At 72.7% G+C, this 24,607-nt stretch carries 26 protein-coding genes; 11 read left to right on the top strand and 15 right to left on the bottom strand.

Annotated elements, in window-relative coordinates; translation table 11 throughout:
* Position 1 precedes the first annotated feature (1 nt).
* The 3 genes from AB0H12_RS25195 to AB0H12_RS25185 all read right to left on the bottom strand — a co-directional run bounded on the left by AB0H12_RS25195 (position 2) and on the right by AB0H12_RS25185 (position 2,524).
* A complete protein-coding gene (locus tag AB0H12_RS25195) occupies positions 2 to 1,216 on the bottom strand; it encodes a cytochrome P450 (protein WP_499625803.1) in 1,215 nt (404 codons plus the stop codon).
* A 99-nt stretch (positions 1,217 to 1,315) separates the two neighbouring features.
* Positions 1,316 to 1,999, bottom strand: a complete 684-nt coding sequence (locus AB0H12_RS25190; protein ID WP_499625801.1) for a TetR/AcrR family transcriptional regulator — start codon at positions 1,997 to 1,999, stop codon at positions 1,316 to 1,318.
* 111 nt (positions 2,000 to 2,110) lie between these two features.
* Positions 2,111 to 2,524, bottom strand: coding sequence for a VOC family protein (locus tag AB0H12_RS25185; protein ID WP_499625799.1), 414 nt, complete (start codon positions 2,522 to 2,524; stop codon positions 2,111 to 2,113).
* Between the two features lie 136 nt (positions 2,525 to 2,660).
* Between AB0H12_RS25185 and AB0H12_RS25180 the strand changes: the two genes are divergently transcribed.
* The 3 genes from AB0H12_RS25180 to AB0H12_RS25170 all read left to right on the top strand — a co-directional run bounded on the left by AB0H12_RS25180 (position 2,661) and on the right by AB0H12_RS25170 (position 4,824).
* Positions 2,661 to 3,524, top strand: coding sequence for a sigma-70 family RNA polymerase sigma factor (locus AB0H12_RS25180; RefSeq protein WP_499625797.1), 864 nt, complete (start codon positions 2,661 to 2,663; stop codon positions 3,522 to 3,524).
* Positions 3,521 to 3,886 (top strand): VOC family protein, encoded by a 366-nt coding sequence (locus tag AB0H12_RS25175; RefSeq protein WP_499625795.1) that lies wholly within the window; start codon positions 3,521 to 3,523, stop codon positions 3,884 to 3,886. The genes AB0H12_RS25180 and AB0H12_RS25175 overlap by 4 nt, the downstream gene beginning before the upstream one ends.
* A gap of 194 nt (positions 3,887 to 4,080) precedes the next feature.
* Entirely contained in the window at positions 4,081 to 4,824 is a 744-nt protein-coding gene (locus AB0H12_RS25170; protein WP_499625794.1) for an SDR family oxidoreductase, read from the top strand.
* Between the two features lie 9 nt (positions 4,825 to 4,833).
* Here AB0H12_RS25170 and mmuM read toward each other — a convergent pair whose 3' ends face one another.
* The gene (gene mmuM / locus AB0H12_RS25165) at positions 4,834 to 5,733 is read right to left on the bottom strand and encodes a homocysteine S-methyltransferase (protein WP_499625792.1); all 900 of its coding nucleotides are present in this window, start codon (positions 5,731 to 5,733) and stop codon (positions 4,834 to 4,836) included.
* A gap of 59 nt (positions 5,734 to 5,792) precedes the next feature.
* Here mmuM and AB0H12_RS25160 point away from each other — a divergent pair, with 59 nt between their 5' ends.
* Entirely contained in the window at positions 5,793 to 6,392 is a 600-nt protein-coding gene (locus AB0H12_RS25160) for a TetR family transcriptional regulator (RefSeq protein WP_499625791.1), read from the top strand.
* Positions 6,389 to 8,008, top strand: a complete 1,620-nt coding sequence (locus AB0H12_RS25155; RefSeq protein WP_499625789.1) for a CocE/NonD family hydrolase — start codon at positions 6,389 to 6,391, stop codon at positions 8,006 to 8,008. Before AB0H12_RS25160 ends, AB0H12_RS25155 begins: the two co-directional genes overlap by 4 nt.
* A gap of 25 nt (positions 8,009 to 8,033) precedes the next feature.
* Here AB0H12_RS25155 and AB0H12_RS25150 read toward each other — a convergent pair whose 3' ends face one another.
* Positions 8,034 to 8,633, bottom strand: coding sequence for a phosphoribosylanthranilate isomerase (locus tag AB0H12_RS25150; RefSeq protein ID WP_499625788.1), 600 nt, complete (start codon positions 8,631 to 8,633; stop codon positions 8,034 to 8,036).
* 92 nt (positions 8,634 to 8,725) lie between these two features.
* Here AB0H12_RS25150 and AB0H12_RS25145 point away from each other — a divergent pair, with 92 nt between their 5' ends.
* From AB0H12_RS25145 to AB0H12_RS25135, 3 genes are all read left to right on the top strand, one after another.
* Positions 8,726 to 11,500, top strand: coding sequence for an ATP-binding protein (locus tag AB0H12_RS25145; protein WP_499625786.1), 2,775 nt, complete (start codon positions 8,726 to 8,728; stop codon positions 11,498 to 11,500).
* Between the two features lie 57 nt (positions 11,501 to 11,557).
* Positions 11,558 to 11,887 carry a hypothetical protein gene (locus AB0H12_RS25140; protein ID WP_499625784.1) on the top strand — a complete coding sequence of 110 codons (330 nt, stop codon included), beginning with the start codon at positions 11,558 to 11,560 and terminating at the stop codon, positions 11,885 to 11,887.
* 349 nt (positions 11,888 to 12,236) lie between these two features.
* Positions 12,237 to 12,602, top strand: coding sequence for an Rdx family protein (locus AB0H12_RS25135; RefSeq protein WP_499625783.1), 366 nt, complete (start codon positions 12,237 to 12,239; stop codon positions 12,600 to 12,602).
* 111 nt (positions 12,603 to 12,713) lie between these two features.
* Here AB0H12_RS25135 and AB0H12_RS25130 read toward each other — a convergent pair whose 3' ends face one another.
* The 4 genes from AB0H12_RS25130 to AB0H12_RS25115 form a co-directional block, all read right to left on the bottom strand.
* Positions 12,714 to 14,108, bottom strand: coding sequence for a cellulase family glycosylhydrolase (locus AB0H12_RS25130; RefSeq protein ID WP_499625781.1), 1,395 nt, complete (start codon positions 14,106 to 14,108; stop codon positions 12,714 to 12,716).
* 153 nt (positions 14,109 to 14,261) lie between these two features.
* Complete coding sequence (locus AB0H12_RS25125; RefSeq protein WP_499625779.1) at positions 14,262 to 14,870, bottom strand: DJ-1/PfpI family protein; 609 nt, start codon at positions 14,868 to 14,870, stop codon at positions 14,262 to 14,264.
* Positions 14,867 to 15,523, bottom strand: a complete 657-nt coding sequence (locus tag AB0H12_RS25120) for a permease prefix domain 1-containing protein (protein ID WP_499625778.1) — start codon at positions 15,521 to 15,523, stop codon at positions 14,867 to 14,869. Before AB0H12_RS25120 ends, AB0H12_RS25125 begins: the two co-directional genes overlap by 4 nt.
* Complete coding sequence (locus tag AB0H12_RS25115; protein ID WP_230568186.1) at positions 15,520 to 15,861, bottom strand: PadR family transcriptional regulator; 342 nt, start codon at positions 15,859 to 15,861, stop codon at positions 15,520 to 15,522. Before AB0H12_RS25115 ends, AB0H12_RS25120 begins: the two co-directional genes overlap by 4 nt.
* An 87-nt stretch (positions 15,862 to 15,948) precedes the next feature.
* Here AB0H12_RS25115 and AB0H12_RS25110 point away from each other — a divergent pair, with 87 nt between their 5' ends.
* Together AB0H12_RS25110 and AB0H12_RS25105 are read left to right on the top strand one after the other, a co-directional pair.
* Positions 15,949 to 16,368 (top strand): hypothetical protein, encoded by a 420-nt coding sequence (locus AB0H12_RS25110; protein WP_499625776.1) that lies wholly within the window; start codon positions 15,949 to 15,951, stop codon positions 16,366 to 16,368.
* Between the two features lies 1 nt (position 16,369).
* Positions 16,370 to 16,639 (top strand): hypothetical protein, encoded by a 270-nt coding sequence (locus AB0H12_RS25105; protein WP_499625773.1) that lies wholly within the window; start codon positions 16,370 to 16,372, stop codon positions 16,637 to 16,639.
* Between the two features lie 52 nt (positions 16,640 to 16,691).
* Here AB0H12_RS25105 and AB0H12_RS25100 read toward each other — a convergent pair whose 3' ends face one another.
* Both AB0H12_RS25100 and AB0H12_RS25095 read right to left on the bottom strand, forming a co-directional pair.
* Entirely contained in the window at positions 16,692 to 18,068 is a 1,377-nt protein-coding gene (locus AB0H12_RS25100) for an endo-1,4-beta-xylanase (protein ID WP_499625771.1), read from the bottom strand.
* 575 nt (positions 18,069 to 18,643) lie between these two features.
* Entirely contained in the window at positions 18,644 to 19,813 is a 1,170-nt protein-coding gene (locus AB0H12_RS25095) for a 4-hydroxybenzoate 3-monooxygenase (RefSeq protein ID WP_499625770.1), read from the bottom strand.
* 124 nt (positions 19,814 to 19,937) lie between these two features.
* On the opposite strand from AB0H12_RS25095, the gene AB0H12_RS25090 reads away from it, so the two are divergent.
* Positions 19,938 to 20,720: an IclR family transcriptional regulator gene (locus AB0H12_RS25090; protein ID WP_499625768.1), complete on the top strand. Its 783-nt coding sequence runs from the start codon at positions 19,938 to 19,940 to the stop codon at positions 20,718 to 20,720.
* 88 nt (positions 20,721 to 20,808) lie between these two features.
* Here AB0H12_RS25090 and AB0H12_RS25085 read toward each other — a convergent pair whose 3' ends face one another.
* Genes AB0H12_RS25085 through AB0H12_RS25070 form a run of 4 tightly spaced genes read right to left on the bottom strand, consistent with a single transcriptional unit; the run spans position 20,809 to position 24,388 of the window.
* Complete coding sequence (locus tag AB0H12_RS25085; RefSeq protein ID WP_499625767.1) at positions 20,809 to 22,113, bottom strand: MFS transporter; 1,305 nt, start codon at positions 22,111 to 22,113, stop codon at positions 20,809 to 20,811.
* A 13-nt stretch (positions 22,114 to 22,126) separates the two neighbouring features.
* A complete protein-coding gene (locus AB0H12_RS25080; RefSeq protein WP_499625765.1) occupies positions 22,127 to 22,585 on the bottom strand; it encodes a MaoC family dehydratase in 459 nt (152 codons plus the stop codon).
* Positions 22,582 to 23,475: an amidohydrolase family protein gene (locus tag AB0H12_RS25075; protein WP_499625763.1), complete on the bottom strand. Its 894-nt coding sequence runs from the start codon at positions 23,473 to 23,475 to the stop codon at positions 22,582 to 22,584. The genes AB0H12_RS25080 and AB0H12_RS25075 overlap by 4 nt, the downstream gene beginning before the upstream one ends.
* A 1-nt stretch (position 23,476) precedes the next feature.
* Complete coding sequence (locus AB0H12_RS25070; RefSeq protein WP_499625762.1) at positions 23,477 to 24,388, bottom strand: SDR family oxidoreductase; 912 nt, start codon at positions 24,386 to 24,388, stop codon at positions 23,477 to 23,479.
* Positions 24,389 to 24,607 lie beyond the last annotated feature (219 nt).

Raw genomic sequence — 24,607 nt, 5'->3', positions numbered from 1 at the left:
GTCACCAGCGGACGGGCAGTTCCTGGAGCCCGCCGACGACCAGGCCGTCGACGCGCGCCAACCCGGCCGCGGGCACGGCCAGTTCCAGCGTCGGCAGGCGGCGCAGCAGCACGTCGAGCACGGCCTGGAGCTCGGTGCGGGCCAACGACTGCCCGAGGCACGAGTGCGCGCCCGCGCCGAACGCCAGGTGCGTGTTCGGGGTGCGGGCCAGGTCGAGCTCGGCCGCGTCGGCGAAGGCGTTCTCGTCCCGGTTGGCCGCGGCCAGGTTGCACACCACCGTCGTGCCCCGCGGGATGACCGTGCCGCCGACCTCGGCGTCCTCGGTGATGTAGCGCGGGATGCCGAACCCGGGGTTGGCGTCGGCGCGCAACGCCTCCTCCACCGCCGTGCGCACCAGGGCGGGGTCGGCCACCAGCGCTTCCCACCGCGTCCGGTCGGCCAGGAGCATCCCGACCATCTTGCCGATCATGTTGGCCGTGGTCTCGTGCCCCGCCACCAGCAGGCCCTGCGAGGTCGCCAGCAGCGCCGCGTCCGGCATGACGTGCCCGGCGTCGACCGCGGCGGCGATCAGTTCGCTGATCAGGTCGTCGCCCGGGTCCTCCCTGGTCGCGGCGATGTGGGCGCTCATGTAAGCGGCGAACTCGGCCTGCGCGGCGTCGATCTCGGCCTGCGTGTAGCGGGTGAGGCTGAGCAGCGTGTTCGACCAGTAGGCGAACTTGTCACGGTCGCTCTCCGGCACGCCGAGCACGTCGCAGATGACCCACACCGGCAGCGGGAACCCGAGCGCCGCCTTCAGGTCGGCGGGCGCGCCGTTCGCCACCATCCCGTCGATCAACCGCTCGGCCATCGCCTCGATGCCCGGCCGCAGCGCCGTCATGCGCTTGGCGGTGAACCACTTGCCGACCAGGCGCCGCCACTGCTGGTGGTACTCCTCGGGCAAGGCGCTGCCCAAGCCGCTGTTGAACACGCCGCCGGACTCGTTCGCCGAGATCCGGGCCGCGTCCGGCGCGTCGAGGTTGCGGGTGAACCTCGGGTCGGACAGCACCTGCTTGACGTCGTCGTAGCGGGTCAGCAGCGACGCCCGGTCACCGCTGGGCAGGCGGACGTGGGCGACCGGACACCCCTGCCGCAGCTCGGCCCACGCCGCGGGCGGCTCCAGCGCGGCCGGACTCGGGATCGGGTAGTCCAGCACGTGGTCGGTGTCTCCGAGCGCCACGGCAACCGCCTCCTCAGACTTGAGTCAATCAACTGACTTAAGACTGCCGGCGATCGGGGTGCGACGCAACGTGGTGGTTCGACTGCGCAGTGGGAAGGGCTACGACCCGCGACGGTCGGGTTCGGCCGTGTACGGGGCCGTCCACAGGCCGGTGATCGCGTCGATCAGGCCGGTCGCGGCCTCGTCCCAGGTGGACCTCGGCGTCCCGGTCCCCTCGGCGAGGGCGCGCTCGCGCTCGGCGCACACGTGCACGATCAGGTGCCGGACCATGTCCGCGCGGTCCTCGCGCACGTCGGCGGGCAGGTCGGGCAGCAGCCCGATCAGGTTGTCCACCACGTGCCGCAACGAGTCCTCGGCCAGCGCCTCCTCCGCCAGGATCACCCGGAACGCGGGATCGGTCATGACCTGCGCGCTGAACCGGGCGAACCAGGTCGGGCCGCCCGACGACGCCAGGTAGGTGGTCACCGGGCGCACCAGGCAGGCCACCCAGTCCCGCACCTCGCGCGACCCGGCGACGGCGGCCACCGCGTCCTGCCGCAACGACTCGATGCGGGACGTGTGCCGACGCACGATCGCCCGGACGAGGTCGGCCTTGGCGCCGAAGTGGTAGCCGACGGCGGTGTTGTTCCCCTGCCCGGCGGCGGCGCTGATCTGCCGGTTGGACACCGCGTACAGGCCCTGCTCGGCGAACAGCCGCTCCGCCGTGGTGAGGATCTGCTGCCGCGTAGCTCCGACCTGCTCCGCGCGAGGGGTCCTGCCGACGTCCGCCACCACGGTCGACACGGTACCGGGACGCGCGTCACCCGACCCGTGGCCGCATGGGGTTTCGGTGCCGACGCGATCACGCGTCGACACCGACCCCTCGTCGGCGCCGGTCAGGGCCGCTCTCGGCGGCTACTCGGCGTAGTGCTGGTCCGCTCCCCTGGCGCTGTGGGCGACGCTCCAGACGTAGCCGTCCGGGTCCGCGAAGGTGCCGCCGTACCCTCCCCACGGCAGGGCGCCGGCGGGCTTGAGGATCGTGGCGCCTGCCTGCTCGGCCTCCACGATGACCTCGTCGACCCGCGACTGGGCGCGGACCACGTAGGTGAGAACCACCCCGCTGAAGCCGTTGCCCTCCGGGCTCGTGCCGACCTGCTCGGCCAGGCCGTCGCGCCGGTAGAAGCCGACGAGCGAGCTGCCGTCCGACTCGTAGAACACCGAGACGCCGTAGTCGTCCTTGACCTCCCAGCCGAGCCCCTCCCCGTAGAACCGCTTGGACCGGTCCATGTCCCCGACGCCGAGGAGGATCGCGGTGACGTGCGCTCTCATGCTTGTCTCCAGGTGGTTCCGCTGTGTCCGATGCCTGGACCGGCAGGCCTGGCGTCCCGGGCCCGGCCCGGGTGTCACATCGACGCTGCTCCGCCGGTCAATCGGTATGACAGGCCGAGAGCGGGGAGTGTGACGAATGGTCGAGCGGGACTGGCTGAGCGAGCGGTTCGCCGAGCACCAGGGCCGCCTGCGGGCGATCGCCAACCGGATGCTCGGCTCACCGGGCGAAGCCGAGGACGCGGTGCAGGAGGCGTGGCTGCGGGTCAGCCGCGCCGACACCGGCCGGGTGGAGAACCCCGGCGGGTGGCTGACCACGGTCGTCGCCCGGGTCTGCCTGAACGTGCTCGAAGCACGCCGGTCCCGGCGCGAGGAGTCGGCCGGCGCACTGCCCCCGGAGCCCGAGACGCCGCACGCGACCGACCGGGCCGGTCCCGAGGAGGAGGCGTTGCTCGCCGATTCGGTCGGTGTCGCGCTGACGGTCGTGCTGGACACCCTGACGCCCGTCGAGCGGCTCGCGTTCGTCCTGCACGACGTCTTCGCCGTGCCGTTCGGCGAGATCGGCCCGATCATCGACCGCTCGCCGGCCGCCGCCCGGCAGCTCGCCAGCCGGGCCCGGCGCCGGGTCCAGGGCACGGCCGAGACCTCCGCCGCCGCGCGATCGGGGAAGCGGGAGGTCGTCGCCGCCTTCCTCGCCGCCTCCCGGAACGGGGACTTCGCCGCCCTGATCGACCTGCTCGACCCCGACGCCGTAGCGGTCGACGACCTCCGCGGGGCCGAGGCGGTTGCGGCGTTCTTCGCCGGCCGGGCCCGGGCCGCCCGCATCGCGCTGGTCGAGGGCGAGCCGGGGGCCGTCTGGTCGCACCACGGCAGTCCGAGGGCCGTCTTCGCCTTCACCGTCGACAACGGGAAGATCACCCGGATCGCCGTCGACACCGACCCGGACCGACTGCGCGACCTGGACGTCGTCTACCTCGCCACCGGCCGGGACGAGCACCCGTGACCGGCGCCGACCTCAGGCTCGCGTCCTTCGCCCTCGCCGTTCGCGACCTCGACGAGGCGCTCGGCTTCTACCTCGACGTGCTCGGCTTCGAGGTGCGCGACGGCGCCGGAGGAGTGCGCCGGGTCGCCGTCGGCCCGCCGTCGCAGCCGGACGTGCGGATCGTCCTGCTCGAGTCGCCGGATGACGCGTGGACCGCCGAGGGCTGCCTGGTCTTCGCGACCGACGACTGCGACGCCACCTTCGAACACATCGAGGCGGCGGACGCAGAGGTGCTGCAGGAACCGATCAGCAGGCCCGGTGGCGTCCGCGACTGCGCCTTCCTCGACCCGTCCGGCAACCTGCTGCGCTTCACCCAGTCGTGACGGCACGTCCCTCGGCACGTGCCCGGCTAAGCTGCCGAGGTGCAGCCGGGTCACCCCCTCGTGCGCGACGTCCTCCCCGAACTCGTCGACGAGTCGGTCACCCTCCCGGAGGGAGCGGGGGACGCGAGTCGGCCGTCCGGATCCGCGACGTCCGCCTGCGGGTGCGGTGACGTCCCACTCGGGAGGAGAACACCATGGCCCCGGTTTCGGTGGTGACGGGCGCCGGTTCGGGTGTGGGCCGCGTGGTCGCCCGCGCGCTGCTCGACGCCGGTCACCGGGTCGCGCTCGCCGGACGACGTGCCGACCGGCTGGCCGAGACCGCGGACTGGGCGCCGGCCGGGCACGTCCTGGTCGTGCCGACCGACGTCACGGTGGAGGCGTCCGTGGACGAGCTCTTCGCCACCGTGCGCGACCGGTGGGGGCGGATCGACGTGCTGTTCAACAACGCCGGGACGAACGTGCCCCCGACGCCGCTGGAGGACTTCACCGCCGAGCAGTGGTCCACGGTGGTCGGCACGAACCTGACCGGCGCGTTCCTGTGCGCCCGCGCCGCGTTCCGGGTGATGCGCGAGCAGGACCCGCGGGGCGGCCGGATCATCAACAACGGCTCGGTCTCCGCCCACGCCCCTCGCCCCGACGCCGTCGCCTACAACGCGAGCAAGCACGCCATCACCGGGCTGACCAAGTCGATCTCGTTGGAGGGCCGCCGCCACCGCATCGCCTGCGGCCAGATCGACATCGGCAACGCCGCGACACCGTTGACCGAGCGGATGACCGACGGCGTCCGCCAAGCCGACGACTCGATCGCGGCCGAGCCGACCATGGACGTCGGGCACGTCGCCGACGCGGTCCGCTACATGGTCGGGCTGCCGTTGGACGCCAACGTGCAGTTCATGACGGTCATGGCGACCACGATGCCGTTCATCGGACGCGGCTGACCCGCCCGGTCAGGCCGTCACCGCGGCGGCCAGGTCCCGGATCGCGTCCGGACCGACCTGGCAGCAGCCGCCGACCAGCCGCGCGCCGCCCGCCACCCAGCCGGCCACGCGCTCGGGCCGGAAGGCCGGTTCGCCGGTCCAGCTCCGGGTGGTGGCGTCCCAGCCCTGGCCGCTGTTCGGGTACACCACGACGGGCTTGCCCGTGACCCGCCGCGCGATGGCCACGGCCTCGTCGACGTCGGCCGGGTCGCAGCAGTTGACGCCGACGGCGACCACCTCGGGCACACCCCGCACGGCCTCGAACGCCTCCGCCAGCGGCTGACCGGCGCACGTCCGCGTGCCCCGCGCGCTGTAGGACAGCCACAGCGGGACGCCCGACCCGGCGACCACCCGGAGCACCGCCTCGGCCTCCTCGACGTCGGGGATCGTCTCGACCGCGAGCACGTCGGCCCCGGTCTCGGCCAGCACCTCGACCCGGGGCCGGTGGAACGACTCCAGCGCGCCCGGCGCGAGGCCGTACCGGCCGCGGTACTCCGAGCCGTCGGCGAGCATCGCGCCGTACGGGCCGACCGACGCCGCCACCCACCGCGGTCCGTCCACTTCGGACGCGGCGCGGCGGGCGAGGGTCACGCTGTCGCGCAGGAGGCCGGCCGTGTCGGCGGCGGTGAGCCCACGCCGGGCGAAGCCCTCGAACGTGGCCTGGTAGCTGGACGTGATCGCGACCTCGGCGCCGGCCCGGTAGTAGGCCAGGTGCGCGGCCGTGATCGCGTCCGGGTCGGTGAGCAGCAGGCGGGCCGACCAGAGCGAGTCGGACAGGTCGTGCCCGGCGGACGTGAGCGCGGTCGACAGGCCACCGTCCACCACCACGACCCGGCGGGCCAGCACGTCGGACAACCGTTCCTCGGACACGGCCACGACCCTACAGACTTGACACTTGTCAATTTACTGACAGGCGTCATACTCGGTGCGTGGACCAGACGGCACGCCACCCGGACCGGAGGGTTCGCCGCTCGCGGTCCGCCCTCCTGGCAGCGGCCGTGGCGCTGGTCGCCGAACGGGGCACGGCGAACATCCCGATCTCCGAGCTCGCCGAGGCGGCGGACGTGAGCAGGCAGCTCGTCTACCAGCAGTTCGGCGACCGCGACGCGCTGCTGACGGCCGCCGCGCTCGACCTCGTGGAGACCGAGCTGCTGCCGGACGTCACGCGGGTCGCGGACCCGTCCGACGAGCACGCGCGGGCGCTGATCGCGGCACGGCACTTCGCCCGGCACCGGCCGTTCTACCGGGCGGTGCTGACCGGACCTTGCGCCTACCGGCTGAACGTGGCGTTGAGCGGCCTGCTCAGCCCGTTCAACCGGGAGCTCGTGCGGCTGCTGCCGGGCGTGCCACAGGCGCCGGACGTGCTGGACGACCTCACCGCGTTCGTGACCGGAGGGTGGGCGGCGGTGGTCAACACGTGGGTGGTCGAAGGGCCGGAGCCGCTCGACCCGGCGGCGTTCGCCGAACGCCTGATGGAGGTGTTCTCGGTGATCACCGGGGGCGCCCTGACCGAGGAGCGCGACCGGTGAACCTGAGCTGCCACCTCGTCCAACGCCTCCTGCGCCTGGACCCGCCGATCACCCGGGACCTCGTCGTCCAGCACGACCTGCGCACGCCCGTGCCCGACGGCGTCGAGCTGCTGGCGGACCGCTGGGCGCCGAGGGTCGGCGGCGAGTCGTTGCCCACCGCGCTGCTCCGCGGCCCGTGCGGGCGACGTGGCGTGATCGGGACCGCCCTGGCGCGGCCGTTGGCCGAACGCGGGTTCCAGGTGCTGGTGCAGAGCACGCGCGGCACCTTCGGCTCGGGCGGCACGTTCGACCCGGTGCGACGGGAGCGCGAGGACGGCCTGGCCACGCTGAAGTGGCTGGTGGAGCAGCCGTGGTCCGGCGGCTCCATCGTGCTGGTGGGCGCGAGCTACCTGGGACACGCGCAGTGGGCCGTGGCCGACAGCCTGCCGCCGCAGGTCAAGGCGATGATCCCGCAGGTGACCGAGTCGGCGTTGACGCTCGAGTTCCTGCGCGCGGACGGGTTCTCGCTGGAGGCGCCGTTCGCGTGGGCGGTCGTGGTCGCGGGCCAGGAGCGCCGCTTCGCCCTGCTGCGCAACGTGCTCCAAGGCCGGAGGACCCGCCGCGCGCCGGCCACGCTCCCGCTCGGCCGCGCCGACGTGGCCGCCATCGGGCGCCGCTCGGACTACTTCCAGGACCTCCTGAGCCACGACGCGGACGACGAGCGGTGGGCCGCGCTCGACCACCGGAGCCGGGTGGCGGGGACGACGGTGCCCGTCAGCTCGATCGCCGGCTGGTACGACATCTTCCCGCCCGGCCAGCTGCGCGACTTCCGGGCCTTGCGGGAAGCGGGACGTCCGGCGCGGCTCACCGTCGGGCCGTGGACCCACGTGTCCGGCACCAACACCGCGATCCGGGAAGCCCTGGGGTTCGGCCTCACCCTGGCCCGCGGTGAGGAGCCGCCCGAGCGCGCTCCGGTGCGGCTGTACGTGACGGGCGAGGAAGCCTGGCGCGACTTCGACTCCTGGCCACCGCACGGCTACGAGCCCCGGCGCTTCCACCTCCGGCCCGGCGGCGCGCTGAGCGAGCACCCACCCGTCGAGTCGACACCCGACCGGTACCGGTACGACCCGGCCGATCCGACGCCTGCCGTCGGCGGTGTGCGACTGGGGTCCGGCAGCGGCCGGGACGACAACACCGCGCTGGAGGCCCGGCCGGACGTGCTCACCTACACCACCGCTCCGCTGGCCGACGACGTGGAGGTGATCGGCGACGTGACGGCCGAGGTCTGGTTCCGCTCCAGCCTGCCGCACGCCGACGTGTTCGTCCGGCTGTGCGACGTCGACCCGCGCGGCCGTTCGGTGAACGTCTGCGACGGCCTGGTGAGCCTGTCCGGCGCGGACGCGACGACCCGCGCCGAGGTCGCGCTGTGGCCGACCGCCCACCGCTTCCGGCGGGGCCACCGCGTGCGGGTGCAGGTGTCCAGCGGCGCGTTCCCCCGGTACGCCCGGAACACCGGCACCGGCGAGCCGCGCGCCACCGCGACCCGGCTCCTGGCCGCCGAGCAGTCCGTCCACCACGACCCGGACCACCCGTCGGCGATCGTCCTGCCCGTTCGGCGGCGGCCGTCAGGCGGCTGACGACCGGAGGGCCGGCGGAAAGCGGTCAGGCGGCACGCGCGGCCGCGACGAACTCACGCATGAGCCCGTGGTCCTTGACCCCGCGGCTCGCCTCGATACCGCTCGACACGTCCACACCCCACGGCCGCGCGCGGACGACGGCCTCGGCGACGTTGTCCACACCCAGGCCGCCCGCGAGCAGCCAGTCGCCGTCCGGTCGGGCGCCGTCGAGCGCGGCGAGGTCCCAGCGGTGGCCGGAGCCCGCCCGGGGCGAGTCCAGCAGGAGCATCCGCTCGCCGTACGCGCCGACCCGCACGTCGGTGTCCGCCGTCAGCGCGACCGCCCGGACCAGCGGCACACCGACCGGCGCCACCTCGTCGAACGCGGCACGCGGGTAGTCGCCGTGCAGCTGCACCGCGCCGACGCCGGACTCCTCGGCCAGCCGGCGCACGTCCGCCGCCGCCACCCCGCTGAACACACCGATGGACAGCACGTGCGGCGGCACCTCGCGCACCAGCCGCCGCACGGTCTCGGGACCGACCTGCCGGACGCTCGCGCTGAGCACGAAACCGACCGCGTCGGCCCCCGCGTCCACGGCGGCGACGACGTCGGCCTCCGTGCGCAGCCCGCACAACTTCACGTACATGTCGCAGACATTAGCGATGAGCTTCCCGTGACCCCAGCGCGTGGTGATAGTGGGTGTGGCGCTGCGCCCACCGCGGCGGGGAGGTGGCACGCGTGCGGCACGCCGGGCGGGACCTGGTCGGGCGGGAGCCCGAGGTGGCGGTGGCGGCCGGTGTGCTCGACCGCGCCCGGACGGGCGCCGCGTGCCTGGTCGTGTCCGGCGAGGCGGGCATCGGCAAGACCGCGTTGTGGGAGCACGTGCTGCGGGACGCGGAACGGCGCGGGTACGCCGTGCTGTCCTGCCGTCCCGCCCAACCGGAGGCGCGGCTGTCCTACGGCGGCCTGATCGACCTGGTCGAGCGCGTGGACGACGAGCTGATCGCCCGACTGCCCGGCCCGCGGCGCTCGGCGTTGGACGTCGCGCTGCTGCGCCGTGACGCCGAGGACGGGCCCGGTGATCCGCGCGCGGTGCACGTGGCGGTGCTCGACGTCGTGCGGGCGATGGCCGCGACCGCGCCGGTGGTGCTGGCCGTGGACGACGCGCAGTGGCTGGACGAGCCCACCGCGGCCGTCCTGGAGTACGTGGTGCGCCGACTGACCGACGAGCACGTGGCGGTCGTGGTGTCGGTCCGCTCGGCCGACGTCCCGCTGGGCCTGGCCGGACGTGCCGACCTCGCGCACCTGCGGCTGTCCGGGCTGAGCGTCGGGGCCTTGCACCGGCTCCTCCGCTCGCACCTCGGCACGCCGCTGCCCCGGCCGACGCTGATCCGCCTCCGGCAGGCCAGCGGCGGCAACCCGTTCTACGCCTTGGAGATCGCCCGCGCGTTGCCCGATCCCGGCGAGGTCGGCGCGTTCGGCCTCCCGTTGCCCACCACGCGGGCCGTCGAGGAGCTGCTCGCCGACCGGCTCGCCGTGCTGCCCGACCACAGCCGGGACGCGTTGCTGTGCGCGGCGGCGTTGTCGCAGCCGACCGTCGACCTGGTGCGCCGGGCGTCGGAGGACCCGGGCCGCGCCGAGGACGCGCTGGTCGACGCCGAGGACCGCGGCGTGATCGAGATCGTGTCGGGCGCGATCCGGTTCACCCACCCGTTGCTGAGCTCCACGTTGTTCTCCACCGTGTCCGGCACCAGGCGCAGGCGGGTCCACCGCAGGCTGGCCCGGGTCGTGGACGACCCGGAGACCCGTGCCCTGCACCTCGCGCTGAGCACCGACGGCCCGGACCCCGCGGTCGCCGACGCGTTGGACGAGGCCGCGCGCAACGCCCAGTCCCGCAACGCGCCCAACGCTGCGGCGCGGCTGTGGGAGCTGGCCGGGGCGCACGCGTCCGACCCGCGGCGACGGGCCGTCCTGCTGGCCTCGGCGGTGGTGTGCCGGTACTTCGCCGGTGACGCGTCGGGCGCGCGGAAGCTGCTGGAGACGTTCGACGTCGAAGACGTCCCGGCGGGTCCGGAGCGGGCGGCGGTGCTGATCGACCTGGCGATCGTGGTGTTCTTCGAGGACGGCCCGGTCGAGGCGACGGCGCTGACCGACCGGGCGTTGGCGCAGGTCGGCGACGACCCGGTGCTGCGGGCCACCGCCTACCTGCGCCGGTCGTTGTTCTGCCAGCACGACACCCGGCTGCGGTGCCGCAACACCGAGCAGGCGCTGGAGGCGATCACGGGCCACGAGGACGCCGTGCCGACCGACCTGGTGGCGTGCATCCTGATCTCCGGCGCGTACTACCGGCTGCTGGCCGGGGTGGGGCTGTTCGCCGACGACGTCGAGCGCGGCGCGGCCCTGGTGTCGGCGACCAGCCAGACCCGTGAGGCGCGGATGGCCCGCAGCACCCTGCGCGTGCTGTCGAAGTACCTAGACCCGGTCCGCGGACGTGCGCTGATCGAGGCCGCGCACCGGGAGGAGGTCGCGCGCGAGGACGAGGCGGTGGCCGTGCACGAGCTGGTCCACCTGGCCGAGTTGGACGTGTGGCTGGGCGACTGGGCGCGGGCCGGGCAGCGGGCGGCGGAGGCCGTGGAGGCGGCGGAGCAGTCCGGTCAGCGGCCGTGGTTCGCGTACGCGCTCTACACCAGGGCGCTGGTGGACGCGCACCGCGGCCGGTGGGAGCAGGCGCACGAGGCGGCGACGCGCGGGCTGGACGTGGCCGCGGAGCTGGGTGACCCGTGGGTGTCGGTGCACCAGCGGGCCGTGTTGGGGTTCGTCGAGCTGTCCCGGCACGAGCCGGGCGCGGCGCGCGGGCACCTGACGGCGGCGGAGGCGCTGTGCGCGGAGGTGGGCATGGCCGACTTCCCGATCAGCACGCTGTACGGCGACCTGGTCGAGGCGGTGGTCGAGCTGGGTGAGCCCGTCGAGGCGACCCGGCTGCTCGCCGGGTTGGAGGAGCGGCGCGACCGCGCGCCCCGGCCGTGGATCACGGTGGTCACGGCCAGGTCCCGTGCGCTCGTGCGGATGGCGTGGGGCGATCCGGAGGGCGCGCAGGAGGCGTTGGCGACGGCGGCCGAGGCGTTGGACCGGCTGCCGATGCCGTTCGAGCGGGCTCGCACGGACCTGGTGCGGGGCCGGGTGTTGCGGCGGCGTCGGCTGAAGCTCGCGGCGCGGGAGGCGTTCCTGGCGGCACGGCGGGCGTTCGACGGGCTGGGCGCGCCGTCGTGGGTGGAGGAGGTTGACGCCGAGCTGGCCCGGCTCGGGTTGCGGCGCGGTGACGAGCACGAGCTGACCGCCACCGAGCTGCGGATCGCGCGGTTGGTGGCGGCCGGGATGAGCAACCGGGAGGTCGCGGGCGCGGCGTACGTGACCGAGAAGACGGTCGAGGCGCACCTGACCCGCATCTACCGCAAGACCGGCGTGCGCACCCGCCGCGAGCTGGCCCGCCTGGACTTCCTGCGCGGGCAGTAGCAACTGTGGGGTCGCTCCCCGATTCGCCGGCCGGTGGCGGGGGCCGAGAGTGGCGGCATGACCGTTATCGGAGTGGAGCGGCAGCCGACCAGGCTCTTCCTGGCCGAGTGCTACCTGCACGCGGCGAACCCGCGCGAGGTCGCCGCCGCGATGGCCGCGGTGCGTGCCGCCGCCGACCTGTGCGCACCGCCCGTCACCATGCGGTGCTGTCTCGCCGTTCCGGGTGACGACAGCTACTTCGGCCTCTTCGCCGCGGACGACGCCGAAGCGCTGGAGCGGGTCTTCGACCGGGCCGGGGTGTCCTTCGAGCGGATCGTCGAAGCCTCCGCCGTGCCACTCGACCGGGTCTCCGGGGCGCCCGGTTTCGAGTCGGCGCCACGCGGGTGACGCCGCACCCGGCGGTGGCGCTCAGGGAGAGCCCCGCACCCACCGCCGGGCCATGACCGGCGAGACCGGGACCCTCCGCCCGCTCTCGCTGCGAGGGGCCGGTGCCAAACCTGGGGGCTGGCACCGGCCCCGCGCCTGCCCAGCACGCGGTCGGGAAACCGCTTTCTTCCGCCGGGACCTGTCTACCACCCGACCCGGGTTCCCTTGGCCTGCTTCGATAGTTTGCGCAACGTCGAGGAGAACGGAGGCGGTGACGTCGACCGAGTGCCCGGGCCTTCCGCCCACCTCCTTCACCGTGACCGGCGCCACCGGGGTCGCCGCGACGCCGTCCGCTCGCGATACTGGGCCCGTGACCGCGAAAGAGCCCCGCCTGGAGATCGAGTACTGCACGCAGTGCCGGTGGTTGCTGCGCGCCGGGTGGACCGCGCAGGAGCTGCTGACCACGTTCGCCACCGAGCTGGGCGAGGTCGCCCTCGTCCCCGGCACGGGCGGTGTGTTCGACGTCCGGCTCGACGGCGAGACCCTGTGGTCCCGCAAGGCCCAGGACGGCTTCCCGGACCTGGCCGTGCTCAAGCAACTCGTGCGCGACCGGATCGCCCCCGACCGCGACCTCGGCCACACCGACCGCCACCGGAAGGCGTCATCCGAGCAGGTCGGCGCGCGACGGCGCAGTGCCGCGCCCGCCACCGATCACGTGCGCACCAGGTCACGCTGACGACGGGCACCGACGTTCCCGCCCCCTCCTCCGACCTGGTCTCCGATCGAGCGAGACAGAAAACGGGGCCCCGCGCGCGAACGCGGGACCCCGTCCTCAGTGGAGCGTGGTTCAGCTGGTCGGGAAGTTGTCCGTCGTGCTGATCCGGCTCTTCAGCAACGCGCCCGACTCGGTGAGCACACCGCTGCTGGAGTAGTCACCGCCGTTGCACGTGCCCGGGCGGAACGCGGCGCTGCTCTCGTTCGCGTCCGAGTACGTCCAGTTCGCGTAACCGATCTTGAGCTGGTCCAGCAGGTCCAGCCAGGCGGTGGTGCTCGCCCGGTCGAACGTGCCGCCACCGGTGGCCAGCACCGTGCCGAACTCCGTCACGAAGAGCGGCAGCCGCGACGCGGCACGGCTGACCGCCGCGCGGTAGTTGTCCTTGTGGCTCGCGGCGTAGAAGTGGAACGCGTACATGATGTTCGTGGCGTTGACCGGGTTGTTGATGACCTCGGTCTCGCTGGATCCCTCCGACACGCCCAGCGACGACCAGGCGCGCGTGCCGACGATGACGACGGCGTCCGGGTCGGCCGCGCGGATCACCGGGATGACCTGCTCGGCGTAGCTCTTGATCGACGCCCAGCTCACGCCGTTCGGCTCGTTCGCGATCTCGTAGATCACGTTCTTCTTGCTCGCGTTGCGCTGCGCCACGGCCGCGAAGAAGGTCTTCGCCCGGTCGATGTTGTAGTTCGGGTCACCCGGGGTGAGGATGTGGAAGTCGATCATCGCGTACATCCCGCGCGCCTCGGCCATGTCGACCAGGCTGTTGACGCGACTGGTGAACCCGGACGGGTTGGTCTCGTAGCCCTGTTCCTGCACGTACATCGCGATCCGGAACAGGTCGGACTTCCAGTCGGTCGCCAGCGCGTTCAGCGAGTTGTTGTTGTAGCACTTGTCGAACCACTGGATGCCGTGCGTGCTCATGCCGCGCAGCTGGATCGGCCGGTTGTACTGGTTGCACAGGTTGACGCCGCAGACCCGCAGCTGGCCGTTGATCTCGACCGGGGTGCGGCCGACCGGCGGGTTCGTGGTGGTCGTCGTCGTGGTGGACGTGCTCGTGGTCGAACCGGTGCAGGCGACGCCGTTGAGCATGAACGACGTGGGCGTCGGGTTGCTGCCCGAGTACGAGCCGACGAACCCGAGGTCGGTCGACCCGCCGGTGGACAGCGTCCGGTTCCAGTCGACGTTGGTCGCGGTGGCCGTGGAGCCCGACTGGGTCCACGTGGCGTTCCAGCCCTGGGTGACCCGCTGGGAGCTGTTCGGGAACGCGACGGTCAGCGACCAGCCGCTGACGGGGTCGCCGAGGTTGGTGACCTTGACGCCGGCCTGGAACCCGCCGGACCACTGGCTCGTGACGACGTAGTCGACCTTGCAGCCCTGGGCGGCGGCCACGGCGTTCGGCAACATCGTCGCCGCTGAGCCGAGGGCGACCGCGCAAGCCGCAAGCACTGCGGTGGAGCGCTTCACTGAGCCCCTCCTCATCTGGATGACTGTCTGGGAGCGCTCCCAGACCCGCCGGGAACGTACACCCGGATGGGCGCTCACGTACAGAGGCCGTCTCACACAATGACATCCCGCTGTGACGCTCCGTGTCGCCGGAACACCGCGCGGCCACCGCGATCACGGTCGGAAGAGCGGCTCCCAGCCGTAGTCCATCTGGCGTGCGGTGGCGACCGCGAGGTCGACGGTGGTCAGCCGGCCGACCAGGTGCAGGGACAGGTCCAGCCCGGCGCTGATGCCCGCGCTCGTGGCCAGGTCGCCGTGGTCGAGGAACCGGACGTCGTCGCGGACGTCCAGGTCCGGCCAACGGCCGCGCAGGTCGGCGACGTCCTCCCAGTGCGTCGTGACCGGCCGGTCGTCCAGCAGGCCGGCGGCGGCCAGCACGAACACGCCCGTGCAGACCGACGCGATCACCTCGGCGTAGCGGCGGGCCCGGCGCAGCCACGCCGCCACCTCCGGCATCGCCTCGACCTCGTCCACCACCCCGCCGGGCACGAGGACCACGTCGCACGCGGGCGCGTCGGCGAGCGCGACGTCGGGCGTCATCCGCAGGCCGCCCCTGGCGCGCACCGGCCCGCCGCCGGCGACGCCGATCGTGACGACCTCGAACGGCGCGACCGAACCGCGGCGCACGGCGACGCGGTTGGCCACGGAGAACACCTCGAACGGCCCGCCCGCGTCCAACACCTCGACCTCGTCGAACAACAGCAGCCCTACGCGCCTGGTCACCGCGCCCCCTCCACCGCCTGGGCGCACCGACGGCACTCGCGGGCCGATGCGGCGACCACGCCGTGCGCCGCGGTGGCCAGCACGCCGGCGAACGCGGTCAGCGGCCAGTCGGTGGACAGCGCCGACGTGACGCCGAGCGCCACGGCGGCGAGCGCCATGCCCACCGCGGCGGCGGTCGCCGTCCACGCCACGGCCAGCGGCAGCCGGTGCGGCGTGGGCAGCATGCGGGTGAGCGGACCGGTGGCCACCAGCGCCGTCACGGCGAGCAGGCCGGCGGCGGTGGCCAGCGCGGCCAGGTGGACGGCGAGCGCGCCCAGTCGCCAGTCGCCCGCTGCGGCGCGCACGAGGAGCTGGCACACCACGAGGACCGGCACGGTCACGGCGGCGACGCGGGCGGTGCGGCGGGTCTGGGCGATGGTCAGCTCGCGCTGGAACTCCGGCGCGATCTCATCCGCCGCGCCGAAGTCGCGCACCGCGCGGCGGGCCGCCTGGGCGTGCGGCACGCCGGAGCGGGTCTGCGCCTCGACCGCGTCGACCAGGCCGTCGCGCACCTCGCGCATCATCGCGGCCTTCGCCCGCGCCGGGCCGTGCAGGGACGCGGCCAGCGCCTCCAGGTAATCCTCGACCGGGTCGACGAGCTGCGCGGCGCTCACGTGGCGTGCCTCGTCGACGGGGTCAGGTCGAGCACGGCCCCGATCGTGGCGGCGAAGTCCCGCCACGTCGAGCGCGCGTCGGCCAAGCCGCGCCGACCGGCGTCGGTGAGCTCGTAGCAGCGCCGGGGCCGGTCGGACACCGGCTGCCAGCGGCTGCGCAGCAAACCCAGCCGTTCCAGCCGGTTCAACGCCGGGTAGACGGTGCCGGTGCGCAGTTCGAGCGCGCCCCCGCTGCGCCGCTGGACCGCGGTGATCACCGCGTAACCGTGCAACGGGCCCGGTTCGAGCACCGCGAGCAGCATCGCGTCCAGGTGCCCGCGCACCGCATCCGCCTTCATGGGTTGGCAGCCTACACACCACCTAGGTAGGTGTGGTACCTATTGGCAGCCGACATATGTTGGCTGTCTACGCACCAAGGAGCCCTGGTGACCAAGCTGCTGCTCTCGGTCCACGTGATCGCCGCGATCCTCGCCGTCGGGCCGATCGCGGTGGCCGCCTCGCTGTTCCCCCGCTTCGCGCGCGAGTCGCCGACCGGCGTCGCCGCCTTCCTGCACCGGACGTGCCGCACGTACACCGTCGTCGGGATCGCCGTGCCGGTCTTCGGCGTCGCCACCGGCGCGAGCCTCGGCGTGCTCGGTGACGCGTGGCTGCTGGTGTCGATCCTGCTGACGGCGGTCGCGGCGGGCCTGCTGGCGTGGGCGATCCTGCCCGCGCAGCGGCGGGTGCTCGACGGCGCCTCCGACGCCGCGAAGCGGCTCGCCATGACGACCGGCGTGTTCAACCTGCTGTGGGCGGTCGTGGTCGTGCTGATGATCGTGCGCCCCGGCTCCACCACGGGGGCGTGACGTGCGCGCGTTGCGGATCGCGTCCGGTGTGGAACTGCTGTCCCTGGCGGTCCTGCTGGTCAACCTGGTGACCGTGCACGCGAAGCCGGTGACGTCGCTGACGGGTCCGGTGCACGGCACCGCCTACCTCGTCGTCATCGCGGTCACCGCGCTGCTGCCGGGCGTCGACGCCGGCGCCCGGTGGCGTTCGGCCGTCCCCGGCGTCGGCGGGCTGCTCGTGCTGCGCCGCACCAGGTCCGCCGGCACACCCGAGGGTCACCGGGAGGGCTGAAAGCCCGGTGCGGTGGCGACGAGGTCACCGCACCGGGCTCTGCCCTGCGTGATCAGCTCGCGGCGCAGGTCGGCGTGATGCCCGACGCCGAACCGGTGCCCTGGAAGCCGAACTCGGTCGACATCCCGGCCGAGAGGCGGCCGTTGTAGCTGACGTTGCGCCACTGGACGGCGCCGGTGGTGCCGCTGCGCTCGGCGTTCCACGAGTTGGTGACGGACGCGCCCGACGGCAGGTTGGTCGTGACCGTCCAGCCGTTGGTGCCCGACGACCCGGCGGTGACCTTCACCGTGGCGACGAAGCCACCGTTCCAGGAGTTCAGCGACACCGAGGCGGTGCAGCCACCCGGGCCGGGGGTCGTGGTCGTCGTGGTCGTCGTGGTGCCGGTCGTGGTCGACGTGGGCACCGTGGTGCCGCCGCCGTTGAGGGCGTTGAGGGTCGAGGTGTACGCGGCCTTCTTGTTGCCCGAGCCGTCGAACAGCAGCGGGGTGCCCGAGGCACGCCACGAGTCGGTGTCGCGGATGCCCCACACCGTGATGCCCGTGCAGCGGGAGACGGCCAGGCACGCCTTCACGACGCGCTCGTAGTTCGACGCCTGGGCCGACCCGGAACCCTCGATGTCCAACTCGGTGATCTGCACGTCCACACCCAGGGCCGCGAAGCTCGACAGCGTGGTCTGGTAGTTGCCCGGCACCGGGCTCTGGCTGTTGAAGTGCGACTGCAGCCCGACGCAGTCGATCGGCACACCGCGCTGCTTGAAGTCCTGCACCAACCGGTACACCGCCTGGGTCTTCGCGTGCGTCCAGTCGTCGGTGTTGTAGTCGTTGTAGCAGAGCTTCGCACCCGGATCCGCCGCCCGGGCCGCCCGGAACGCCGCCTCGATCCAGTCGTTGCCGGTCCGCTGCAGGTTCGAGTCACGACGCGCACCCGAACTACCGTCCTGGAACGCCTCGTTCACCACGTCCCAGGCGTAGATCTTGCCCCGGTAGTAGGTGGCCACCTGCGTGATGTGGTTGAGCATCGCGTTGCGCAACGCGGTGCCCGACATGTTCTGCATCCACCCCGGCTGCTGCGAGTGCCACGCCAGGGCGTGACCGCGCACCCGCATGCCCTGCGCGCGGGCGTGGTTGACGATCCGGTCCGCGTTGCCGTAGCTGAACTGGTTCTGCGACGGCTCCGTCGCGTCCATCTTCATCTCGTTCTCGGCCGTGACCATGTTGAACTCACGGTTCAAGATCCCGACGTACGTCGAGTCGCTCAGCTTGTTCGCGGCGACGGCCGTGCCGAAGTAGCGACCCGACTCGGCCGCCGAGGCGCCGAGCGTGGTCCCGGCGCTGGCCGACGTCGCCAGGAGCACCGTGGCGCCCGCGGTGGCGGTGACCAACGTGGACACGAGTGCCGCTCGCAACACTGACCTCGATGTCAGCTTCATGTTTGCACCTTCTGGGAGCACCTGCGGGTTCGGCAGGTGGTGGTTGGTTGCTGGGGCGACCCGGACCGCCAGGGCGGGGGTGGTCCGGATCCGCACACTTGGCGACGGAGGACCCGGTGCCACGGAGTTCCTCCACGCCAACGACGGTTCGGTGAGTCGGTCCTCCAGAGCGTGCGCGGCGCAGGCCGGAAACGTCGGGGGCGGCACCCGACCGCATCCGGCCTGAAACTTTTAGAAGTATTAACCGAAACAGATCGGTCTGGCAAGCACCGAGAATCGGCAGCCTTGCGGGCACAGGCAGGTCCCAGTACGGCAGCCTGGCAGGTCAACGGGCAGACGAACTCATCCGAAACAGTCGGCCACAGCTCGACCGCACGACGCGTAAACCCTGTTGAGACCCCATATCCCGGACATCTGAACCGATACCGGCCACCGTCAACCGGCACGAGAAGCCAGATTCGGCAACCTTCGAAACTATTCGAAAGAAGATTCGCAACTTTATCGGCCCGCATGGTCCGATTACCGGCAGCCGGATTACGCCGATCGCACCTGTGCCGGCCCGTTCGCGGGGACCACTACAGCGGCCAGCCCGTGTACGCCTCGGCGAGGTGCGTGGCGGCGGCCGTGCTGGAGGTGACCAGTTCCAGCTCGCCCAGCTGCCGCTTCACGTCGAACGGCGAGCCGGCCGGGTCGGCGTGCAGCATCGACGTCATCCACCACGAGAAGTGCTGCGCCCGCCACACCCGACGCGACGCGGTCGGACCGTAGGCGTCCAACGACTCGGTGGACCCGGCGCCGAAGTAGTCCTCCAACGCCCGGGCGAGCACGACGACGTCCGCCACCGCGAGGTTGAGTCCTTTCGCGCCGGTGGGCGGCACGACGTGCGCGGCGTCCCCCGCCAGGAACAGCCGGCCGTGCCGCATCGGCTCGCACACGTAGCTGCGCATCGGGATCACACCCCGGTCGAAGATGCGGCCCTCCGCCAGGCTGAACCCGTCGCCCGCGACCCGCGCGTTCAGCTCGGCCCAGATCCGGTCGTCGCTCCAGTCGTCGGCGCGCTCGTCGGGGTCGCACTGGAAGTACATCCGCTGCACCTGGGGCGTCCGCGTGCTGATCAGCGCGAACCCGCGTTCGGAGTGGGCGTAGACGAGCTCCTTCGAGGACGGTGGCGCCTCGGCCAGGATGCCGAACCACCCGAACGGGTACGCGCGGAAGTAGTCGGTGCGCTCGCCGTCGGGGATGGAGCGCCTGCTGACGCCCGACGAGCCGTCGCAGCCGGCGATCACGTCGCAGCGCAGCTCCACCGGCGTGCCGTCGGCGTCGGTGAAGGAGATGACCGGCTCGTCGGACGTGATGCCGTGCAGCGCGACGTCGCTCGCCTCGAACCGGATGTCGGCCCCGGCCGCGAGCCGTGCCGCGATCAAATCCTTGAGCACTTCGTGCTGCGGGTAGAGCCAGACCGCCCGGCCGGTGAGCCCGGTGAAGTCGATCCGGTGGCCCTGGCCGCCGAACCGCAGCTCGATCCCCTCGTGCCGCGCGCCCTCGGCCAGCGCACGCGCGCCGACACCCATGGCGGTCAGCAACTCCACCGTGCCCTGCTCCAGCACGCCGGCGCGGATCGTCTGCTCGATCGCCGCACGGCCGCGCGTCTCGACCACCACGGAGTCGATGCCGCGTTCGGCCAGCAAGTGGGACAGCACCAGGCCCGCGGGGCCCGCGCCGACGATTCCGACTCTCGTTCGCATGCGTCAACCCAAGGGCGGCGTGCGGCCGTTCGCCAGGATCGACTTCCACTGGGTGAAAGTCGCGGCGATTCCGCGCCGGCCGGGCGGTTAGGTTCCGGTGTCCGGCGTTCGAAGGAGGACCTGCATGGCGGTCGACCGCGACGCGCCCCGGCGTTCGATGGCCGGGCGGGCGCTGGCGCTGCTCGGCGCGTTCGACACCGACCACCCGCGGCTCACGCTGACCGAGCTCGCGCGGCGCGCGGACCTGCCGTTGGCGACGGTGCACCGGTTGGCCCGTGAGCTGGTGTCGTGGGGTGCGCTGGAACGTGACGCCGGCGGGTGCTACAGCATCGGCCTGCGCCTGTGGGAGGCGGCCACGCTGACGCCGGTGGCAGGTCGGCTGCGGGAGGTCGCGCTGCCGTTCATGCAGGACCTCTACGAGGCCACGCGCGAGAACATCCACCTCGCCGTGCACGACGGCTTCGACGCGTTGTACGTGGAGAAGCTCTGCGGCCACCGCTCGGTGCCCATCATCTCCCGGACCGGCGCCCGGCTGCCGCTGCACTCGACCGGCGTCGGCAAGGCCCTGCTCGCCCGGGCCGACCCCGAGTTCGTGCGCGGCTACCTCGAACGGCCCCTGCGCCGCCACACCCGCTACACGATCACCGAACGGGCGCGGCTGGCGCGCGAACTGCGCGCCACGGCGGAACGCGGGTACGCGCTGACCAACGAGGAGATGACGCTCGGCTCGTGCTCGGTCGCCGTCGCCATCCCGGCGGAGGGCCACGAGCCGCCCGGCGCGCTGGGCATCGTGGTCCGCTCGGTGCGCACCGACCTGCACCGCCTCGTGCCGGACCTGCGTGCCGCCGCGGACGCGATCGCACGGCGGCTGGACGACCTGGCGCACCGCTCGGGTCGCGTGACCTGAGTGTTGAACTCGGGGCACCTGAACGTAGGACACGGTGGTCCTGAACGTAGGACTCACGCGGTGTGGAGGTAGGACTCACGCGGTCCGGTCAGGTGACGGCGGCCGGTTGCAGGTCGCGCGTGCCGGTTTCCTTCAGCGCCAGCACGCACACGACGGTGAGCACGCAGAACCCGGCGATGGTCGACGAGATCAGCGTCAGGCCCTGTCCCCCGCTCGCCCGCTGGATCTCGGCGAACAGCACCGGCGCGACGCCCGCGCCCAGCCCGGCGACCTGGTAGCCCAAGGACGCGCCCGTGTACCGGTTCTCCGTGCTGAACAGCTCGCTGTACAGAGCCGCGAGCGGCCCGTACATCATCGGGTGGATCACGCCCTGACCCAGCACCAGCGCGAGGGTCAGCAGCACCGTGTCACCGCTGTCCACCAACGGGAACAGCACGAACGCGTACACCGCCATCGCGATCGCGCCCGCCACCACGACCGGCCGCCGGCCGAACCGGTCCGACGCCGCCGCGAAAGCGAGGATGCCCACGACGGCGCAGGCGGAGGACAGCGTGAGCGCGTTGAGCACGGTCTGCCGCGCGTGACCGACCGCAACGCCGTGTGCCAGGACGAACGTCGTCAACGTCGACTGCGCCACGAACGCCGCCAACCCGACGCCGATGCCGAGCAGCAGCACGCGCGGGTGGTGGCGCAACACCTCCACGACCGGCGCTCGCCGCTTGACTCCCGCGTCGAGCACCGCCCGGAACGCCGGCGTCTCCTCGACCCGGTGCCGCACGAACAACCCGATGCCGAGCAGCACGATGCTGATCAGGAACGGGATCCGCCAGCCCCACTCCAGGAACGCCCGCTCCCCCACCACCGCGGCGGTCGCGGTCAGCGCCAACGTCGACAGCACCATCCCGCACGGCGCGCCGGCGTTGGTGAACCCGGCCCACAGCCCGCGCCTGCGGGTGGCGTGCTCGGCGGACATCAGCACCGCGCCGCCCCACTCGCCGCCGACCGCGATGCCCTGCACCACGCGCAGGGCGACCAGGCCGACCGGTGCGAGCCAGCCCACCTGGGCGTAGGTCGGCAGCAGTCCGATGAGGAAGCTGGCCGCCCCCATCAACGTCATGGTCAGCACGAGCATCCGCTTGCGGCCCAACAGGTCGCCGAAGTGTCCGAAGAGGACTCCGCCGAGCGGGCGGGCCAGGTAGCCGGTGGCGAACGTGCCGAAGCTCGCGATGGTGGCCACCAGCGGGTCGAGGGAGGAGAAGAAGACCTTGTTGAACACCACGGCGGACGCGGTGGCGTAGAGCAGGAAGTCGTAGTACTCGATCACGCTGCCGACGAAGCTCGACGCGACGGCGCGGCGGAGTTGGACGTTGGGTGCGTTCGGCGTGGTCGACATGGTGGTGGCCCCCTCAGGGGTAGTGCCGGTACACGGCGCGCGCGACGCACGCCGGCTTGTCCGAGCCGTCGATCTCGACGGTGAAGTCCAGCACCAGCTGGACGCCGCCGTCCGCGACCTCGTCCACCGAGACGACGCGGCCGGCAAGCCTGATCTTGTCCCCGACGCGCACCGGGCTGGGGAAGCGCACCTTGTCCAGCCCGTAGTTGACGCTCATCCGGACGCCGTCGACCGCCAGCAGCTCCCCGAACATGGGGATGATCAACGACAACGTGAGGTAGCCGTGCGCGATGGTCGTGCCGAACGGTCCCGTTGCCGCCCGCTGCGGGTCGACGTGGATCCACTGGTGGTCGTCGGCGGCGTCGGCGAAGGTGTCGATCCGGTCCTGGGTGATCTCGCGCCACCCGGTGTGCCCGAGGTCGTGCCCGGCCAGCGCGAGGAGTTCCGCCGGCCCGTTGACGGTGGTGGTCATGTGCGCTCCGAGTCCGTGGTGTCGAGGCCGAGCAGCCTGGCCGCGTTGTGCTTGAGGATCTTGGGGCGGACGGCGGGCTTGAGGTCGAGCGCCTCGAAGTCCGCCAGCCAGCGGTCCGGCGTGATCACCGGGTAGTCCGAGCCGAAGAGCACCTTGTCCTGCAACAGCGAGTCGGCGTAGCGGACGAGCTGCGGCGGGAAGTACTTGGGCGACCACCCGGACAGGTCGATGTGCACGTGCGGCTTGTGCGTGGCCACCGCCAACGCCTCGTCCTGCCACGGGAACGACGGGTGCGCCAGGATGATCCGCAGCTCCGGGAAGTCCACCGCGACGTCGTCCACCAGCATGGGGTTGGAGTGCTTCAGCCGGATGCCGCCGCCACCGGGCACGCCCGCGCCGATCCCGGTCTGCCCGGTGTGGAACAGCGCGGGCACGCCGAGTTCCTCCATGACCTCGTACAACGGGTACGCCATGGGGTCGTTCGGCGCGAAGCCCTGCAGGCTGGGGTGGAACTTGAAGCCGCGCACGCCGTGCCGCTCGACCAGCCCGCGCACCTCCCGCGCGCCCGCGCGGCCCTTCCACGGGTCGACGCTCCCGAACGGGATCAGCACGTCGGCGTGCTCGGCGCAGTTCTCCGCGACTTCCTCGTTCGGGATCCGCGGGTGGCCGGTGGCGTGCTCGGCGTCGACGGTGAAGACGACCGCCGCCATCCGCCGTTCCCGGTAGTACGCCGCGGTCTCGTCGACGGTCGGTTGGCGGTGGCCGTGCGCGCCGAAGTACTTCGCCGACGCGGCCAGCAGTTCGGGGCTCAACGAGGGGTGGCCGGCCCTCGACACCTCGGCGTGGGTGTGCACGTCGATGGCCACGAGTTCGTCCAGCGCGAGGACCACGTCAGGCCTCCGGCGGTTGCGGTGCGGGGATGCCGAAGGTCTCCGGTGCCGCGCCGACGCCGGTCGCCCACGACTCGGCGATGGCGTCCGCGGTCCACCCGCCGTCGGCGAGCGCCACCGCCTTCTCACGGGGGTGCGCCCACAAGGCGAGCCGGTCGCCGCCGATGCCGATGGCCTGGCCCGTGATCCGCCGTGCCGCGTCGGAGGCGAGGAAGACGATCAACGACGCGACGTCCTCCACCGTGCCGAGGCCCTCGTCGCGGCGCAGCCAGTCCGGGAACGGCGCGCCGGTGCGCTCGGCCTCCTCGATGACGGGCGCGAACGCCGGGATCGTCCGGGTCATCTCGGTCGCGGCGACGGGCACCACGGCGTTGACCGCGATGTCCGCGCGGGCCAGCTCCAGCGCCCACGTGCGGGCCATGGCGACGATGCCCGCCTTCGCCGCCGCGTAGTTGGTCTGCCCGAAGTTGCCGCGCTGACCGGCGGGCGACGAGATCAGCACCAGGCTGCCGCCCCGGCCCTGCTCCCGCAGCCGGACCGCCGCCGCGCGGGCGCAGGTGAACGTGCCGCGCAGGTGCACGTCGACCACCGCGTCGAAGTCGTCGTCGGACATCTTCCACAGCACCCGGTCGCGCAGGATGCCCGCGTTGGCCACCATGACGTCGAGCCCGCCGAACTCCTCGACGGCGGTCGCGACCAGCCGGTTCGCGGTTGCGGTGGGACCGACCGGCGCGACCACGGCCACCGCGCGTCCGCCGTCGGCCGCGATCGTCTTCACCACCGCGTCCGCCGCTTCGGCGTCCACGTCGTTGACCACGACCGCCGCTCCCGCCCGCGCCAGGGCTTCCGCGTACGCCCGGCCCAGACCACGGCCACTGCCGGTGACCACCGCGACCTTCCCCAGCAACTCCATGACGGCGAACATACGGCACTTTTGTGACGACGGTCCAGAGTCTGCCCCATATCGTTCTCACGAGGGACGCACCGCCTGTGCTCGGACACGTGAGGCTCACCGGCTTGCGGTTGAGCCCGGTGAGAGGGGCTCGATCGGCGGTGGTTGGGGCCGGCTCGATGTGACCTGGGGCCCGTACGGGCACTCCAGGCAGCCCAAAGCACCCGAACCCAGGTCACA

Source organism: Actinosynnema sp. NPDC023794, from assembly GCF_040639675.1.
Lineage (GTDB): Bacteria > Actinomycetota > Actinomycetes > Mycobacteriales > Pseudonocardiaceae > Actinosynnema > Actinosynnema luteola.
Note: the sequence above shows the minus strand (reverse complement) of the source record. Positions and strands in the feature narration are given on the sequence as shown.